16 protein-coding genes are annotated in these 15,779 nt (G+C 61.0%); 6 read left to right on the top strand and 10 right to left on the bottom strand.

Annotated features, from left to right (window positions below; all coding sequences use genetic code 11):
• Positions 1-3: 3 nt before the first annotated feature.
• Positions 4-1,728: a tetratricopeptide repeat protein gene (locus N8H71_RS23780; RefSeq protein ID WP_262195891.1), complete on the bottom strand. Its 1,725-nt coding sequence runs from the start codon at positions 1,726-1,728 to the stop codon at positions 4-6.
• Between the two features lie 182 nt (positions 1,729-1,910).
• Between N8H71_RS23780 and hemA the strand changes: the two genes are divergently transcribed.
• The 6 genes from hemA (at position 1,911) to N8H71_RS23750 (ending at position 7,269) form a co-directional block, all read left to right on the top strand.
• Positions 1,911-3,197, top strand: a complete 1,287-nt coding sequence (gene hemA, locus N8H71_RS23775; RefSeq protein WP_007951716.1) for a glutamyl-tRNA reductase — start codon at positions 1,911-1,913, stop codon at positions 3,195-3,197.
• Positions 3,194-4,276 carry a peptide chain release factor 1 gene (gene prfA / locus N8H71_RS23770; RefSeq protein ID WP_236182238.1) on the top strand — a complete coding sequence of 361 codons (1,083 nt, stop codon included), beginning with the start codon at positions 3,194-3,196 and terminating at the stop codon, positions 4,274-4,276. Before hemA ends, prfA begins: the two co-directional genes overlap by 4 nt.
• Positions 4,277-5,107, top strand: coding sequence for a peptide chain release factor N(5)-glutamine methyltransferase (prmC, locus tag N8H71_RS23765; RefSeq protein WP_007951712.1), 831 nt, complete (start codon positions 4,277-4,279; stop codon positions 5,105-5,107).
• Positions 5,101-5,856: a molybdopterin-synthase adenylyltransferase MoeB gene (locus N8H71_RS23760; protein ID WP_262195890.1), complete on the top strand. Its 756-nt coding sequence runs from the start codon at positions 5,101-5,103 to the stop codon at positions 5,854-5,856. The genes prmC and N8H71_RS23760 overlap by 7 nt, the downstream gene beginning before the upstream one ends.
• The gene (gene murI, locus N8H71_RS23755; RefSeq protein ID WP_262195889.1) at positions 5,849-6,640 is read left to right on the top strand and encodes a glutamate racemase; all 792 of its coding nucleotides are present in this window, start codon (positions 5,849-5,851) and stop codon (positions 6,638-6,640) included. Before N8H71_RS23760 ends, murI begins: the two co-directional genes overlap by 8 nt.
• Before the next feature lie 110 nt (positions 6,641-6,750).
• The gene (locus N8H71_RS23750; RefSeq protein WP_262195888.1) at positions 6,751-7,269 is read left to right on the top strand and encodes an acyloxyacyl hydrolase; all 519 of its coding nucleotides are present in this window, start codon (positions 6,751-6,753) and stop codon (positions 7,267-7,269) included.
• Between the two features lie 131 nt (positions 7,270-7,400).
• On the opposite strand, the gene N8H71_RS23745 is transcribed toward N8H71_RS23750, so the two are convergent.
• The 9 genes from N8H71_RS23745 to N8H71_RS23705 are packed head-to-tail and all read right to left on the bottom strand — an operon-like array spanning position 7,401 to position 15,743.
• Positions 7,401-7,706, bottom strand: coding sequence for a YkgJ family cysteine cluster protein (locus N8H71_RS23745; protein ID WP_262195887.1), 306 nt, complete (start codon positions 7,704-7,706; stop codon positions 7,401-7,403).
• Between the two features lie 53 nt (positions 7,707-7,759).
• Positions 7,760-8,251, bottom strand: coding sequence for a DUF2878 domain-containing protein (locus tag N8H71_RS23740; RefSeq protein ID WP_262195886.1), 492 nt, complete (start codon positions 8,249-8,251; stop codon positions 7,760-7,762).
• Entirely contained in the window at positions 8,244-9,515 is a 1,272-nt protein-coding gene (locus N8H71_RS23735) for an SAM-dependent methyltransferase (protein ID WP_262195885.1), read from the bottom strand. The genes N8H71_RS23740 and N8H71_RS23735 overlap by 8 nt, the downstream gene beginning before the upstream one ends.
• On the bottom strand, positions 9,502-10,317 hold the full coding sequence (locus N8H71_RS23730) for a DUF1365 domain-containing protein (RefSeq protein ID WP_262195884.1): 816 nt from the start codon (positions 10,315-10,317) through the stop codon (positions 9,502-9,504). Before N8H71_RS23730 ends, N8H71_RS23735 begins: the two co-directional genes overlap by 14 nt.
• The gene (locus N8H71_RS23725) at positions 10,314-11,561 is read right to left on the bottom strand and encodes an NAD(P)/FAD-dependent oxidoreductase (RefSeq protein WP_262195883.1); all 1,248 of its coding nucleotides are present in this window, start codon (positions 11,559-11,561) and stop codon (positions 10,314-10,316) included. The genes N8H71_RS23730 and N8H71_RS23725 overlap by 4 nt, the downstream gene beginning before the upstream one ends.
• The gene (locus N8H71_RS23720; protein ID WP_262195882.1) at positions 11,558-12,340 is read right to left on the bottom strand and encodes an SDR family NAD(P)-dependent oxidoreductase; all 783 of its coding nucleotides are present in this window, start codon (positions 12,338-12,340) and stop codon (positions 11,558-11,560) included. The genes N8H71_RS23725 and N8H71_RS23720 overlap by 4 nt, the downstream gene beginning before the upstream one ends.
• A gap of 36 nt (positions 12,341-12,376) precedes the next feature.
• On the bottom strand, positions 12,377-13,822 hold the full coding sequence (phrB, locus tag N8H71_RS23715) for a deoxyribodipyrimidine photo-lyase (protein WP_262195881.1): 1,446 nt from the start codon (positions 13,820-13,822) through the stop codon (positions 12,377-12,379).
• Between the two features lie 20 nt (positions 13,823-13,842).
• Entirely contained in the window at positions 13,843-14,784 is a 942-nt protein-coding gene (locus N8H71_RS23710; protein ID WP_262195880.1) for a MerR family transcriptional regulator, read from the bottom strand.
• On the bottom strand, positions 14,784-15,743 hold the full coding sequence (locus N8H71_RS23705; RefSeq protein WP_262195879.1) for a YbgA family protein: 960 nt from the start codon (positions 15,741-15,743) through the stop codon (positions 14,784-14,786). Before N8H71_RS23705 ends, N8H71_RS23710 begins: the two co-directional genes overlap by 1 nt.
• Between the last annotated feature and the right edge of the window lie 36 nt (positions 15,744-15,779).

The raw sequence follows: 15,779 nt of genomic DNA, 5'->3' as shown, positions 1-15,779 counted from the left end.
GAGTTAAAGAGTCTCGGATCCGGTCAGGCGCTTGATGGTGCTGCGCAGGATGGTGCTGTCAGGCTGGTCCTTGAGGAACTTGCCCCAGATTTGTTTCGCTTCGCGCTGATTTCCTTTGGCCCAGAGGACTTCGCCCAGGTGCGCGGCGACTTCGTGATCGGGGAAGCGCTCAAGGGCCTGACGCAGGTATTTCTCGGCGTCATCCAGATTGCCCATGCGAAAGTTTACCCAGCCAAGGCTGTCGAGAACCGCCGGGTCTTCCGGGTTGATCTGGTGCGCTTGTTCGATCAGTGCCTTGGCTTCAGCGTAGCGGGTGGTGCGGTCGGACAGAGTGTAGCCGAGGGCGTTGAGGGCCATGGCGTTGTCCGGGTCGCGTTTGATGATCAGGCGCAGGTCTTTTTCCATCTGCGCCAGGTCATTGCGTTTTTCCGCCTGCATTGCGCGGGTGTAAAGCAGGTTCAGATCGTCCGGGTACTGCTGCAAGGCTTGTTGCAGGACTTTCCAGGCCTTGTCGCCCTGATTGTTGGCGGACAGGGTTTCGGCTTCGATCAGGTACAGCTGGATCGCGTAATCCGGCTGCTCATCACGCTCGGCGGCCAGTTTGCTCTGGGCTTCGGCGGTCTTGCCGTTGTTCATCAGAATATCGGCCTGACGCAGTTGCGCTGGCAGATAGTCATTGCCGGGGCCGACCTGGGCGTATTCGATGAGCGCGCCTTGAGGGTCGTTACGTTCTTCGGCGATGCGCCCCAGGTTCAGGTGCGCCGAGTCGACGTGGCTTTCCCGGGCGATCAGGTCTTCCAGATAACCCTTGGCCTCGTCCCAGGCCTTGGCTTCCAGGCAGACCAGCGCCAGGGAGTAACGCAGCTCGTCGTCTTCCGGGTATTGCTGAACCAGGGTGGAGAACTCGACCTTGGCGTCGTCCATCCGGTCCTGCTCTACGAGCATCCGCGCGTAGGTCAGGCGCAGGCGCTTGTCGTCTGGATACTTCTTGATGCTCTTTTGCAGCAGCGGCAAGGCTTCGTCGCCGCGATTCAGGCCTTGCAGCAGGCGTGCGCGCAGCAGAATCGGGGCGATCTCGCCGTCTTCCGGTGGATTGTCTTCGAGCAGGGTCAGCGCACCTTGGGTGTCACCGTCCTGTTGCAGCAGAAGCGCCTTGCCGAAAATCAGCTGATTGTTGTGTGGATGACGCTGCAACAGGCGGTCGAAACTCTTCATCAAGCCGTTGCGGGTTTCCTGATCGGTGTCGGCGGCCGACAGCGCGAGGAAGTCGAAATGGGTGTCGCCCTTGCCCTGCAGGACTTTCTCCATATAGACCATCGAGTCGTCATAACGCCCGGCGCGAGCCAGTTGCACGGCGGCGGCGCGTTGCGCTTCGAGGTCTTCCGGGGCGTTTTTCGCCCAGATCAGCGCGGTATCGAGGGCCGGCTGGTCGGCGCCCAGGTACTCGGCGATACGGAAGGCACGCTCGGAAACGCCCGGATCCTGGGTGTTGATGGCCTGGGTCACGTAGTTGTCCAGAGCAATGTCGAAACGATTGCGCTGGCCGGCGAGTTCGGCGCTCAGCAGGCTGAACACCGTTTCTTCGCTGAACGAGCTGTAAACCTTGGGCTTTTCAGGGGCTGGCGTGGTGTCTTCGACCGGTGAGGCACCGTCCTGCGAAACGGGGGCCAAGGCCTGGCAGCCGCTGAGGAAGACAAAAGCGAGGAGCAACGCGGAAGATCTATTCATATAGGAGAAGGACGACTAACCTGCGGTCGGATCATCATGACACAAGCCTTCGGCCAAACATAACCGAGTCTCGATTGTGGCCATTATAGGGGCCGACAATTGGGACAATAGTCAGCGGTAGTTGTTCTGAATCTGACGAAGTAGGACAATTGCCGGCTTCACGTCACCATCAGCGACCTTGAATGGCCTTCCTTGCACTCGGTATCAACCACAAGACTGCTTCAGTAGACGTCCGCGAGCGCGTGGCCTTTACCCCTGAGCAGCTGGTGGAGGCCTTGCAGCAGCTCTGCCGACTCACCGACAGCCGCGAAGCTGCGATCCTCTCCACCTGCAATCGCAGTGAGCTGTATATAGAACAGGATCAGCTTTCGGCCGATATCGTGCTGCGCTGGCTGGCCGACTATCACCATTTAAGCCTCGATGAGCTGCGCGCGAGTGCTTATGTGCATGAAGATGATGCGGCAGTTCGTCACATGATGCGCGTCGCCTCCGGGCTCGACTCGCTCGTGCTGGGCGAACCGCAGATTCTCGGCCAGATGAAATCGGCCTACGCCGTGGCCCGCGAGGCCGGCACCATCGGGCCGCTGCTCGGGCGACTGTTCCAGGCGACCTTCAATGCCGCCAAGCAAGTGCGTACCGACACCGCCATCGGCGAAAACCCGGTGTCTGTGGCGTTTGCCGCCGTCAGCCTGGCCAAACAGATTTTCAGCGACCTGCAACGCAGCCAGGCCTTGCTGATCGGCGCTGGCGAGACCATCACCCTGGTCGCCCGCCATCTGCATGAGCTCGGGGTCAAGCGCATCGTGGTCGCCAACCGGACGCTGGAGCGCGCCAGCCTGCTGGCCGAGCAGTTCGGTGCCCACGCAGTGTTGCTTTCGGACATTCCGGCCGAACTGGTGCGCAGCGACATCGTCATCAGTTCTACCGCCAGTCAGTTGCCGATCCTCGGTAAAGGCGCGGTGGAAAGCGCGCTGAAGCTGCGCAAGCACAAGCCGATCTTCATGGTCGACATCGCCGTTCCCCGTGACATCGAGCCAGAAGTCGGCGAACTCGACGACGTTTACCTCTATAGCGTCGACGATCTGCACGAAGTGGTCGCCGAAAACCTCAAGAGCCGTCAGGGCGCAGCGCAAGCGGCCGAAGAGATGGTTTCGGTCGGCGCCGACGATTTCATGGTGCGCCTGCGCGAACTGGCGGCGGTCGATGTGCTCAAGGCCTATCGTCAACAAAGCGAACGCCTGCGCGACGAAGAACTGCAAAAGGCCCTGCGCCTGCTGGCCAACGGCGGCAACGCCGAAGACGTGCTCGGGCAACTGGCCCGTGGCTTGACCAACAAACTCCTGCACGCCCCGAGCGTGCAGTTGAAAAAGCTTTCTGCCGAAGGCCGCCTTGATGCGTTGGCCATGGCCCAGGAACTCTTTGCCCTCGAGGGCTCACCGGATAGCTTTTCGGATAAAAAACCGCAATGAAAGCGTCACTGCTCAATAAGCTGGACATTCTCCAGGACCGTTTCGAGGAACTGACCGCGTTGCTCGGCGACGCCGAAGTCATTTCCGACCAGACCAAGTTCCGCGCCTATTCCAAGGAATACGCCGAACTTGAGCCGGTGGTACAAGGCTATAAAAAGCTGCTCGGCGTACAAAGCGATCTCGAAGGCGCGCAGGCGCTGCTCAAGGACAGCGACCCGGACATGCGTGAAATGGCCGTGGAAGAAGTCCGCGAAGCCAAGGAGTTGCTGATCACTCTGGAATCCGACCTGCAGCGCATGCTGCTGCCCAAGGATCCCAACGACGGGCGCAACGTCTTTCTCGAAATCCGCGCCGGCACCGGTGGCGACGAGGCGGCGATCTTCTCCGGCGACCTGTTCCGCATGTATTCGCGTTACGCCGAACGGCGTGGCTGGCGGGTGGAGATCCTCTCGGAAAACGAAGGCGAACACGGTGGCTATAAAGAAGTCATCGCCCGTATCGAAGGCGACAACGTTTACGGCAAGCTGAAATTTGAATCCGGCGCGCACCGCGTACAGCGTGTACCCGCCACCGAATCCCAGGGCCGTATCCACACTTCGGCCTGCACCGTGGCGGTATTGCCCGAGCCGGACGAGCGTGAAGCCATTGAGATCAACCCGGCGGATTTGCGCGTCGACACTTACCGTTCCTCCGGGGCCGGTGGTCAGCACGTCAACACCACCGATTCGGCGATCCGTATTACGCACATACCGACCGGCACCGTTGTCGAGTGCCAGGAAGAGCGTTCCCAGCACAAGAACCGCGCCCGAGCGATGGCCTGGCTGTCGGCCAAGCTCAACGACCAGCAGACGGCTGCGGCGGCCAACGCCATCGCCAGCGAACGTAAATTGCTGGTGGGTTCCGGTGACCGCTCCGAGCGCATCCGCACCTACAACTTTGCCCAGGGCCGGGTCACCGACCACCGCGTCAACCTGACCCTGTACTCCCTCGACGAAATCCTCGCCGGTGGCGTCGAAGCGGTGATCGAGCCGTTGCTGGCCGAATACCAGGCCGACCAACTCGCAGCGATAGGTGAGTAAATGACCATCATCGCCAGCCTGTTGCGCGCCGCTGAACTGCCGGACTCGCCCACCGCGCGTCTGGATGCCGAATTGCTTCTGGCCGCCGCGCTGGGCAAGTCGCGCAGTTTTCTCCACACCTGGCCCGAGCGCATCGTGCCCAGCGAAGCCGCGCTGGTCTTCGCCGAGTACCTGCAACGTCGTCGCAGCGGCGAGCCGGTCGCCTACATTCTGGGCCAGCAGGGTTTCTGGAAGCTGGATCTGGAAGTCGCGCCGCACACGCTGATCCCGCGCCCGGACACCGAACTGCTGGTGGAAGCCGCACTGGAATTGTTGCCGGCGACCCCGGCCAAAGTTCTCGATCTGGGCACCGGCAGCGGGGCGATTGCCCTGGCCCTGGCCAGTGAGCGCCCGGCGTGGAAGGTCACCGCCGTGGATCGCGTGCTGGAAGCCGTGGCTCTGGCCGAGCGCAATCGCCAGCGCCTGCACCTGAACAATGCCACGGTGCTGAGCAGCCACTGGTTCAGCGCCCTCGAAGGCAAGCGTTTCGAGCTGATCATCAGCAATCCGCCGTACATTCGCGCCGCCGATCCACATCTGGTGGAAGGCGATGTGCGCTTCGAGCCGGAAAGCGCCTTGGTGGCCGGCATCGACGGGCTCGACGATCTGCGCCTGATCATCGCCCAGGCGCCGGCACATCTGGAGGCTGGTGGCTGGCTGATGCTCGAACACGGCTATGATCAAGCCGAAGCCGTGCGCGACCTGCTGCTGACGCAAGGTTTCGAAGAAGTCCATAGCCGCACCGATCTGGGCGGCCATCAACGGATCAGCCTGGGGCGCCTGCCGTGCTGAATGATCAGGAATTGTTGCGCTACAGTCGGCAGATCCTGCTGCAACACATCGACATCGATGGCCAGCTGAAGCTCAAGGACAGCCGGGTATTGATCGTCGGCCTCGGCGGTCTCGGTGCGCCGGTGGCGTTGTATCTTGCGGCTGCGGGCGTCGGTGAATTGCATCTGGCGGATTTCGACACGGTCGACCTGACCAATCTGCAACGTCAGATCATCCACGACACCGACAGCGTCGGCATGACCAAGGTCGACTCGGCGCTCAAGCGCCTGAGCGCGATCAATCCTGAAATCAAACTGGTGCCCCATCGTCAGGCGCTGGACGAGGATTCCCTCGCCGCAGCCGTGGCGGCGGTGGATCTGGTGCTCGACTGCTCGGACAATTTCTCCACCCGCGAAGCGGTCAACGCCGCGTGCGTGGCGGCGCGCAAGCCCTTGGTCAGCGGCGCTGCGATCCGCCTTGAAGGACAGCTTTCGGTGTTCGACCCGCGTCGCGCCGAGAGCCCGTGCTACCACTGCCTGTACGGTCACGGCAGCGAAGCCGAACTGACTTGCAGCGAAGCCGGCGTGGTCGGGCCGCTGGTGGGGCTGGTCGGCAGCCTGCAAGCGCTGGAAGCCTTGAAGTTGCTGGCGGGGTTTGGCGAGCCACTGGTGGGGCGTCTGCTTTTGATCGATGCATTGGGCTCACGATTCCGTGAGCTGCGAGTCAAGCGCGACCCCGGTTGCAGCGTCTGTGGTGCGCAGCATGCGTGAAGCGCCGATTGCCGTCTTCGATTCCGGCGTCGGCGGTTTGTCGGTGCTGGCGGAAATCCAGCATCTGCTACCGAATGAATCGCTGCTGTACCTCGGCGATTGCGGCCACATTCCTTATGGCGAGAAAACCCCGGAATTCATCCGCCAGCGTTGCAGCGTTATGGCTGGTTTTTTCCGCGAGCAGGGTGCCAAGGCGCTGGTGATCGCTTGTAACACCGCGACCGTGGCCGGCGTCGCCGATCTGCGCCGTGACTTTCCAGAGTGGCCGATTGTCGGCATGGAACCGGCGGTCAAGCCGGCCGCCGCTGCGACCCGCAGCGGTGTCGTTGGAGTACTCGCCACAACCGGCACTTTGCAGAGCGCCAAATTTGCCGCTTTGCTCGATCGCTTCGCCACGGATGTGCGAGTGATTACTCAACCGTGTCCAGGGCTGGTCGAACTCATCGAAAGCGGTGATCTGCACAGCGCACAATTGCGCCTGCTGCTTCAGCATTACGTCGAACCCCTGTTGGGAGCCGGTTGCGACACGATCATTCTCGGATGCACCCATTACCCGTTTCTCAAGCCGATGCTCAAGACGATGCTCCCTGACGACATCAGTCTGATCGACACCGGCGCCGCTGTGGCGCGGCAACTTCAGCGCCTGCTGGCCGAGCGGAATCTGTTGGCTCACGGCTCGAATCGTCCCGTGCAATTCTGGACCAGTGCCGATCCGCGATCGTTGAAAAACATCCTGCCGATGCTGGGACAGACGCCTGGCGATGTGCAAAGCTTCGGTTTGTAAAAAAACTGTGAAATAACCTAAAAATAAGCTGAACTTCTTTTTAAGCGCAGATTTCTATAGCGTCAGGCAACAAGAAAACCAAACGATCGTTCCGGAAAAGGAAGTTTCAAGTGAAGCGACTATTCTGCTTGGCCGCGATTGCGGCCGCACTGATGGGGCACAGTTTTACCGCACAAGCGGCTGGCGTTGAGTTCGGGGTGGGGGCCACCAGTGATTCGACGATGACGTATCGCCTGGGGATGAATTTCGACTGGGACAAAAGCTGGCTGCAAAGCGATGTCGGTCGTCTGACCGGCTACTGGAGCGGCGCCTACACCTATTGGGAAGGTGACAAGACCTCCAGCAACAACAGCCTGTCGTTCTCGCCGGTCCTGGTTTACGAGTTTGCCGGCCAGTCGGTGAAACCGTACGTCGAAGCGGGAATCGGCGTCGCGCTGTTCTCCAATACCGAGTACGAAGACAACAAGCTCGGTGGCGCCTTCCAGTTCGAGGACCGTTTCGGTTTCGGTCTGCGCTTCAATGGCGGGCATGAAGTCGGGATCCGTGCGACGCACTATTCCAACGCCGGCCTGAGCAGCAACAACGACGGGGTTGAAAGCTACTCGCTGCATTACACGATGCCGTTGTAAAACGGCTTCATGTGAAAAGTGTGGGAGCGAGCCTGCTCGCGATTGCGATTTAACATTCAATACTTGTGTTGACTGGTTATCCGCTATCGCGAGCAGGCTCGCTCCCACAGTTGTTTGTGATGACTGAATTGTCAGCGATACGCCGTGGCAATTCCCTGGCGTTCGTCGATGCATTCCGGCGCGCCCATTTCGAACTCGCGGCAGATCAGCGGACGCTTCTCGTAGATCGTGCACATCATCGTGTCTCGATCCAGCGCCGCACACCAGCCGTCGTCCAGACGCAGCATCACCTCACCACCCCAATCGTCGGTATCGATAAAACGCTCGGGCACGCCGGTGTCGGTGATCAGCAGTACTTCAAGCTGACAGCAGCAGGCGGCGCAGGTCGAACACGTGACCACGGGGTCGGCGATTTGCCGATGGGGAATGGTTTTCATGGGGCGCAGTGTACGGCAGGGAGCGATGAGCGTGTGAAAGGCCTGACAGACGTTTAGCGCGTCAGCCGCCGGGACAATTGGTGCAGCAGCGGAAACAGCAGCGCCCATAGCAGCGCGATGCCGATCAGGGTAGGGAGCTCACCGAAAGGAAATTGCACACCGGCCAGTCGTCCGCCGGCGCCATAGGATAGCGCGCCACCCGCCGCGCCAAGCAGACTGGCCAGCCACCATGGCTTCGCGCTCCATTGCAGGCAATGACGCAATGTCGTGGCAAACAATGCCCACAACAACATCAGCCACAGTGGAATCAGCGGCGACAGATCCTTGAACTCGAAAACCCCGAAGCCACGCAACATGCTGTCCACCGCCGTGCCGATAATCACCACGCTGAGGATCAACCGGCCTTCCTGCGTCCAGCTGCTGATCCAGCGCAGATGAATCACCAGCACCGCCAGCGCCAGTAACAACCACAAGCTGTTACCGCCGAGCACGCAGGCCAGCCAGCCGATCTGGAACAGCACCGCGTTGGCCAACCGCTCAAGCATCGAATCGGCCCAGCAACGGCGCGGTCATCGCCGCCGGTTTGGCCAGCAGCAGTTGCGCGGTGCCGATGGTGCGTTCGAGAAATCCGCCCTCGCAATAACACAGGTAAAACTCCCACAACCTGAGGAAGTAATCGTCATAGCCCAGCTCGGTCAGACGCCCCTGAGCATGGCGGAAGTTCTCGTGCCACAGGCGCAGGGTGCGTGCGTAATGCAGGCCGAAATCTTCCATGTGCAACAGATTCATGTCGGTGTCGCGGCTGACGATCTCGAGCATTTTCTGCACGCAAGGCAGGGCGCCGCCAGGAAAAATGTAGCGCTGGATGAAGTCCACCCCACGACGCGCTTGCTCGTAGCGCTGTTCGCGGATGGTGATCGCTTGCAGCAACATCAGGCCGTTGCTCTTGAGCAGGTGTGCGCACTGTTTGAAGTAGGCCGGCAGGAAGCGGTGGCCGACTGCTTCGATCATTTCGATCGACACCAGTTTGTCGTACTGGCCGGTGAGGTCGCGATAGTCCTTGAGCAGCAGCGTCACCTGATCCTGTAAACCGAGGCGTTCGATGCGCGCGGCGGTGAAGGCGAACTGCTCCTTCGACAGCGTCGTGGTGGTGACTTTGCAGCCGTAATGCTGCGCCGCGTAAAGCGCCATGCTGCCCCAGCCCGTGCCGATTTCCAGCAGATGGTCACCGGGCTTGAGCGCGAGTTTCTGGCAGATCCGCTCCAGTTTGTTCAGTTGTGCCTGCTCCAGGCTGTCATCGGGGCTGAGGAACTGCGCGGCCGAATACATCATGGTCGGATCGAGAAACTGTTCGAACAGGTCATTGCCGAGGTCGTAATGAGCTGCGATGTTTTTCTGCGAGCCCTTGCGCGTATTGCGATTGAGCCAGTGCAGCCCGCGCACCAACGGGCGACCGAGCCTGGCCAGGCCACCTTCCATTGCGTCGAGCACTTCAAGGTTGCTGACGAAGACCCGCACCACCGCCGTCAGATCCGGCGAACGCCAGTAACCATGAATGAAAGCCTCACCGGCACCGATCGAACCATTGCCGGCGACCAGGCCCCAGGCGGCCGGATCCATGACCTGAATTTCCCCCACCAAAGCGCTGCCCGGCGTGCCGAAGACGTGGCGTTCGCCGTCCTCGATGACGATCAATTGGCCATGTTTGAGTTGCTCCAGCTGGCGCAGTACTCCCCGGCGCAGCAGCGAACCGCTCAGACCGTGGGGACTGAACAGACTGGCTATGGCCGAGACGCTAGTGGATTTCATGGTGGCGTTCCTCGGGTGGTACGGTGGCGGTTCGAAAACGGTCGTCGGCGCGCTGGTGGGCAAACACCGGCGTGCGCTTGAGCAACAGGCGCAGCGCCTGCCAATAGATCGCCAGCGCGGTCTTGGCGGTCATCCAGGGAAAGCGCCACAGGTGCCGGTGCAGGTGGTGCCGATCAAGGGGGTCGCGTCGCAGGTCGAGGGTGGCGTCGAACAATTTTTGCTCGCCTTGCCAGTCGGCCATGTGGACGCCTAGGATCTGCGCGGCCGGGCTGAAACTCATGCGGTATTCCAGATCCGGCGGCAGGAATGGCGACACATGAAACGCCTTGGCCACCGCAAAGTGCTGGTGAAAGTCCTGCAGGTTGGTCGGTGCTCTGGCCGGTAGCACGTAGTGAAAACGCTCGCGCCACGGGGTGTTGCTGACTTCGCAGAGAATCGCCGCGAGTTGGCCGTCGGCCTCGTGGCAATAGAAAAAACTCACCGGGTTGAACGACAGGCCCCAGCTGCGCGGCTGGGTCAGCAGGCAGATCGAACCTTGCGGCGCATGGCCCAGGGCTTCGCCGACCACCTGGCGCACCGCATCGCTCAGGCGCACGCCCCGGCCGGTGAAGGTTTTCAGGTAATCGGTTTCGCGAAATGAAAACGGTGCAAAGCGGCTGGCGCCCGCCAGTCGGGACAGACCCAGCACGACCTCCTGCTCGGCCAGATCGAGGTACAGCATGCCGATCCGGTAACGGAATTCATGGCGGCGAGGGGCAAATCGCCGATGGGCGATCCAGCCGCTGTAGAGCGCGCTGTTCACAGGCTTTCTCCGAAGGACGCGGCCACGCGCAAGGCGCTGACCACGCCGTCCTCATGGAAACCGTTGGCCCAATAGGCGCCGCAATAATGCGTGTGTTGCGCGCCGTCGAGTTCGGCCCAGCGCTGTTGCGCCGCCACCGCCGCGAGGCTGAATTGCGGGTGGGTGTAGGTGAAGCGCGCGAGCACTTTGGACGGGCTGATCCCGGCGCTCTGGTTGAGGCTGACGCAGAACGTGGTGTCGCTCTGGATGCCTTGCAGAATGTTCATGTCGTAGGTCACGGCGGCCTGGGTATGACCGGCGCCGCCGAGGCGATAATTCCAGCTGGCCCAGGCCCGTTTGCGTGCGGGCAGCAGGCGGGTGTCGGTGTGCAGCACCACTTCGTTGTCGGCGTAGGGCAGGGCGCCGAGGATTTCCCGTTCGGCATGACCGGGATTGCCCAGCAATCGAAGGGCCTGATCGCTGTGACAGGCCAACACCACTTTGTCGAAACGTTCGATGCCCGCCGGGCTGTGGATAACCACGCCGTGCGCGTCTCGATCGATCCGGTTCACGGGGCAGTTCAGGCGGATGCGCTCCTTGAACGACTCTGTCAGCGGCGCGATATAGGTGCTGGAACCGCCCTCGATGACCTGCCACTGCGGCCGATTACTGATCGACAGCAACCCGTGATTCTCGAAAAAACGCACGAAGAACTGCAATGGAAAATTGAGCATTTCGGCCATCGGCATCGACCAGATCGCCGCGCCCATCGGCACGATGTAATGCAGGATGAAGCGCTCGCCGTAACCACCGGCCTTGAGGTAATCGTCGAGGGTGGTGTCGACGGCGATTCGCTGTTCGGCCAGATCGCGTCGCGCTTCTTTATTGAACCGCAGAATGTCGCGCAGCATGCCCCAGAATCCCGGCGACAGCAGATTGCTGCGTTGGGCGAACAGGCTGTCGAGATTATTGCCGTTGTATTCCAGGCCAGTGTCCGGATCGTTGACCGAAAAACTCATCTCGGTGGGCTTGAACGCCACGCCCAACTGGCCGAGCAAACGAATGAAGTTCGGATACGTCCAGTCGTTGAACACGATGAACCCGGTGTCTACCGCGTACTCGCGCCCGTCCACAGTCACCGGCACCGTGTGCGTGTGGCCGCCGACCCATGCATCGGCTTCGAATACGGTAATTTCATGTCGGCGGGCGAGCAGATACGCGCAGGTCAAACCTGCGATGCCGCTGCCGACGATGGCAATTTTCACGTTGCGTCCCTGAACGGCGGGTTGCTGCGCACCATACGTTTGCCGATCGCCAGTTGTACGCGCGCGGGCAATTTGGACAAGGGCCACAGGACCGCCATGAACAGAGCCGGAAAGGCGATTTCCAGCGGTCGATCCTTCAGCTTGGCGAAGATATGCCGCGCGGCTTTATCCACAGGCCAGCTGAGTGGCATCGGGAAATCATTTTTGGCGGTCAGCGGCGTGTCGACGAAACCGGGGCTGATCACCGTGACTTCGATACCCTCGTCGGCGAGGTCGATGCGCAGGGATTCGAACAGGTAACGCAGCCCGGCCTTCGATGCGCCATAGGCTTCGGCCCGGGGCAGCGGCACATAGGTCACCGAGCTGGCCATTCCCACCAGATGTGGTGCCGTGCCTTTGCGCAACAAGGGCAGGGCGGCTTCGATGCAATAGCTGCTGGCGAGCAGGTTGGTGCGCACCACGTGTTCGATGATCGAAGCGTCGAACTGGTGGGCATCGACGTATTCGCAGGTGCCCGCATTAAGGATCACGGTATCCAGCGAGCCCCAGTCCTCTGAGATCTGTTCGCCGATTTCACGCACGGTCTGGCTGTTGGTCAGATCACCCGGCACCACCAGAACCTGTCCCGGATAACGCTGTGACAAAACCTTGAGCGGCGCGACCTGGCGAGAACTGACCGCCAGATGCGCACCGGTCTTGAGGATTTCTTCTGCCAAGGCTGCGCCGATGCCACTGCTGGCACCGGTCAGCCAATAACGCCGTGGAGCAGTACGACTCATCCAAATCCCCTTGTCAGCCAGAAAATCACCCGAAATTCACGCGTACCCATTTTCAGCAGATGACCGTGATGGCAGATTCTTGAACGCTGCCAGCGCACGCTCACGTGACGCACTCAAATTGACTATCGGCGGCGGATAGTCCGCTACGCCGAACAGTCCGCCGGCACCGGCCGGATTGTGCACGTCTTTCTTGTTCAGCCCGGCCAGCTCCGGCAGCCAGTGCTTGATGAACAACCCTTCGCTATCGAATTTTTCCGACTGGCTCAACGGGTTGAAAATACGGAAATACGGCGCCGAGTCGGTGCCGGTCGATGAGCTCCATTGCCATCCGCCGTTGTTGGCGGCCAGGTCGCCGTCGATCAGGTGGCGCATGAAAAAGCGTTCGCCTTCGCGCCAGTCGATCAGCAGGTTCTTGGTCAGGAACATCGCTACGACCATTCGCAGCCGGTTGTGCATCCAGCCGGTTTCCAACAGTTGGCGCATGGCCGCGTCAATGATCGGCAATCCAGTGCGGGCTTCCTGCCAGGCGGCCAGATCCCCGGGGGCATCGCGCCAGGCCAGGGCTTCGGTTTCCGGACGGAATGCGCGATGGCGTGAAACCCGTGGGTAACCGACGAGGATGTGTTTGTAGAATTCACGCCACAGCAGTTCGTTAATCCAGGTGACGGCTCCGACCTTGCCGCTTTCGAATTCGCCCTGATTGCTTTGCAGGGCGGCGTGCAGGCATTGGCGCGGCGAGATCACGCCAGCGGCCAGATAGGCCGAGAGCTGGCTGGTGCCGGGTTTGGCCGGGAAGTCGCGCTCGCTCTTGTAGTAATCGATCTGCGCATCGGCGAACGTGTCGAGGCGGCTTCGGGCCTCGGCTTCACCGGCGGGCCACAGGGCGCGCAGGGATTCGCCCGGTGTCGGGAACCCTTCGATGGCGTCTGGAACGGGGTCGCTGTCGATGTTCAGCGCCGATTGTTTGCCCGGCGCCTGTTTCAGCGACGGCATCGAGCGGTGCAGGCGTTCGTAGCAGACCTTGCGGAACTGGCTGAACACTTGAAAGTACGTGCCGGTTTTGGTCAGCACACTACCGGGTTTGAACAGCAGTTGGTCCAGGTAGCTGTGGAACGTAATGCCTGCGGCTTGCAGCACCTCGGCAACCGCGTCATCGCGACGGCTTTCGTTGATGCCGTATTCCTCGTTGACGTGCACGGCTTCGATCTTCAGGTGCCGACACAGTTCGAGCAGCACCGCAGGTGCCTGATCCCAGTGAGGCGCGCTGCGGATCAAGAGCGGGATGTTCAGGTCGCCAAGGGTTTTGCTCAATTCACGCAAATTGCGCAACCAGAAATCGATTTTGCACGGTGCGTCGTCATGTTCCTGCCATTGCTGCGGGCTCAACAGGTACACAGCCACGGTCGGGCCATGCTCGGCGGCGGCCGCGAGGGCGGTGTTGTCATGTTGGCGCAGATCGCTGCGCAGCCAGATCAATTGCATGTCGGTCTCTGTCTGAATCATTAAATCAACCCACGCTGAACGAGTACCCGATGCGCCGACAGGGGATCTTCGGCCAGGAACAAATCAGCGATCTCGGACGTTTTTACGGACAACTCGGCGTGGTGGATGCACACCGTTGGTCCGACAATCAGTTTTGGGCAGCTGACGCCATTCAACAGTTTCGGCAGCTGCGCAAGGTTCAGGGCTTTGCTGGAATACAGCAGTACGACACGGGCTTGCAGGGTGTCGGTTGCCAAAGCCAGCTCACCGGCCGGCAGTGGCCAGTCGAACACCTGCACCGGGCAATCGGCGCTGCTGATCAGCCAGGCGCAGAGCCACAGGTGCGGTTCCAGCGGCAGATCCGACTGATTGACCAGCAGCAGCGGCGCGGTGCGCAACTGACGGTTGTTATGGTAGATGCGCGCGCCGAATTTGCTGCGTAACCATGCATAAAAGAACACGCGCTCCATCTGCGCACCGAACTGGCCTTGCCAGCGTTGTTCGAGATCTTCCAGCAGCGGCAGCAATAATTGCTCGCACAGGGTGCGGGGCGGGTAGAGCGCCATCGCCTGGTTGATGCTGTCGTCGAGACTGCGCTCGTTCAGGTGTGTGACCGCCAGCAGAGCAGCCTGACGAAGCGGACGCCATTCGTCTTCCACCGGTTCGTTGAACGCCTGCGCCGTGTCGAGCAGCGGTTTGACCTGGCTGACCGCAACGCCCCGGTTGAGCCAGGTGAGAATGTTCTGGATGCGTTGCACATGCTCGGCGCTGTAAAGACGATGGCCCTTGGGCGTGCGCTGCGGAACGATCAGCCCGTAACGGCGTTCCCAGGCGCGCAGGGTGACGGCATTCACGCCGGTCTGGCGCGCGACTTCGCGGATCGGCAGCCAACCCTCGTCGAGGGCTTTCTTGAAGTCGGCGCCGAGGTCTTCACGGGCGCTGGTGTCGTGTGAGTCGTTCATCAAATGGCGTTTCGCAGGCTGAGGTTTTCCGGATGCGGTTGCAGGTACACCTGCTGCGCAATGTAGGGATCCGGGTGGAGGCGAAAGTGATGCTTGAGCAGCGTCAGCGGCACCACCAACGGCACGATGCCGTGCCGGTACTGGCCGATGATGTGCTGCACTTCCTGTTTGTCTTCGGGGCTGATGGCCTGTTTCAGGTAGCCACTGATGTGCTGCAGGACATTGCTGTGAGTGCGGCGGGTGGCGCATTTTTTCAGCGCTGCCATCAGTTCGCTGAAATAGCGCGGGCCGAGTTCTTCGGGATCGAGCCGGCCCATGTTGCCCAGCAGATTGCCCAGCGTTTTGTATTGCACTGGGTTGTGGGCCATCAGCAGGTATTTGTAGCGCGAGTGAAAGTCGGTGAGCGCGCGGCGGCTCAAACCTTGCCGAATCACCTGTTGCCAGTCGCTGTAGGCGAACACCCGGGTGATGAAATTTTCCCGCAGCACCGGGTCGTTCAGGCGCCCGGCTTCTTCCACCGGCAATTCGGGGTGCGCTGCACAGAACGCCTGGGCGTAAATCCCGCGACCGTTGCCCTGCGGCGCACCGTTGGGGTGATAGACCTTGACCCGTTCCAGCCCGCATGACGGTGATTGCTGCATGAAGATGTAGCCGCAGATGTCGTCGAGTTCGGCAGCCATTTTCTGGCCGTATTCCGTCAGCGGCCGGGTGACGTTTATCTCCCGGTCTGCCGTGCCGAGGGCTTCGGGTTGTTCCGGGTCACCGACCAGACGGATCGGCTCGCGAGGAATGCCCAGGCCGATCGCAACTTCCGGGCACACCGGGACGAATTCGAAATGTTCGCTGAGGGTGCGGGAACACAGCCGCGATTCTTTGTGCCCACCGTTGTAGCGCACTTCGGCGCCCATCAGGCAGGCGCTGATGGCGATTTTCGGTGGGGACGTCGATGAGTCGGACATGCAGCAACCTCGAATCTGAACCTGTACAGAGGAATT

Source organism: Pseudomonas koreensis, from assembly GCF_025447595.1.
GTDB lineage: Bacteria > Pseudomonadota > Gammaproteobacteria > Pseudomonadales > Pseudomonadaceae > Aquipseudomonas > Aquipseudomonas koreensis_H.
The sequence above is the reverse complement of the archived record's forward strand: the minus strand, read 5'-3'. Positions and strand labels throughout refer to the sequence as shown.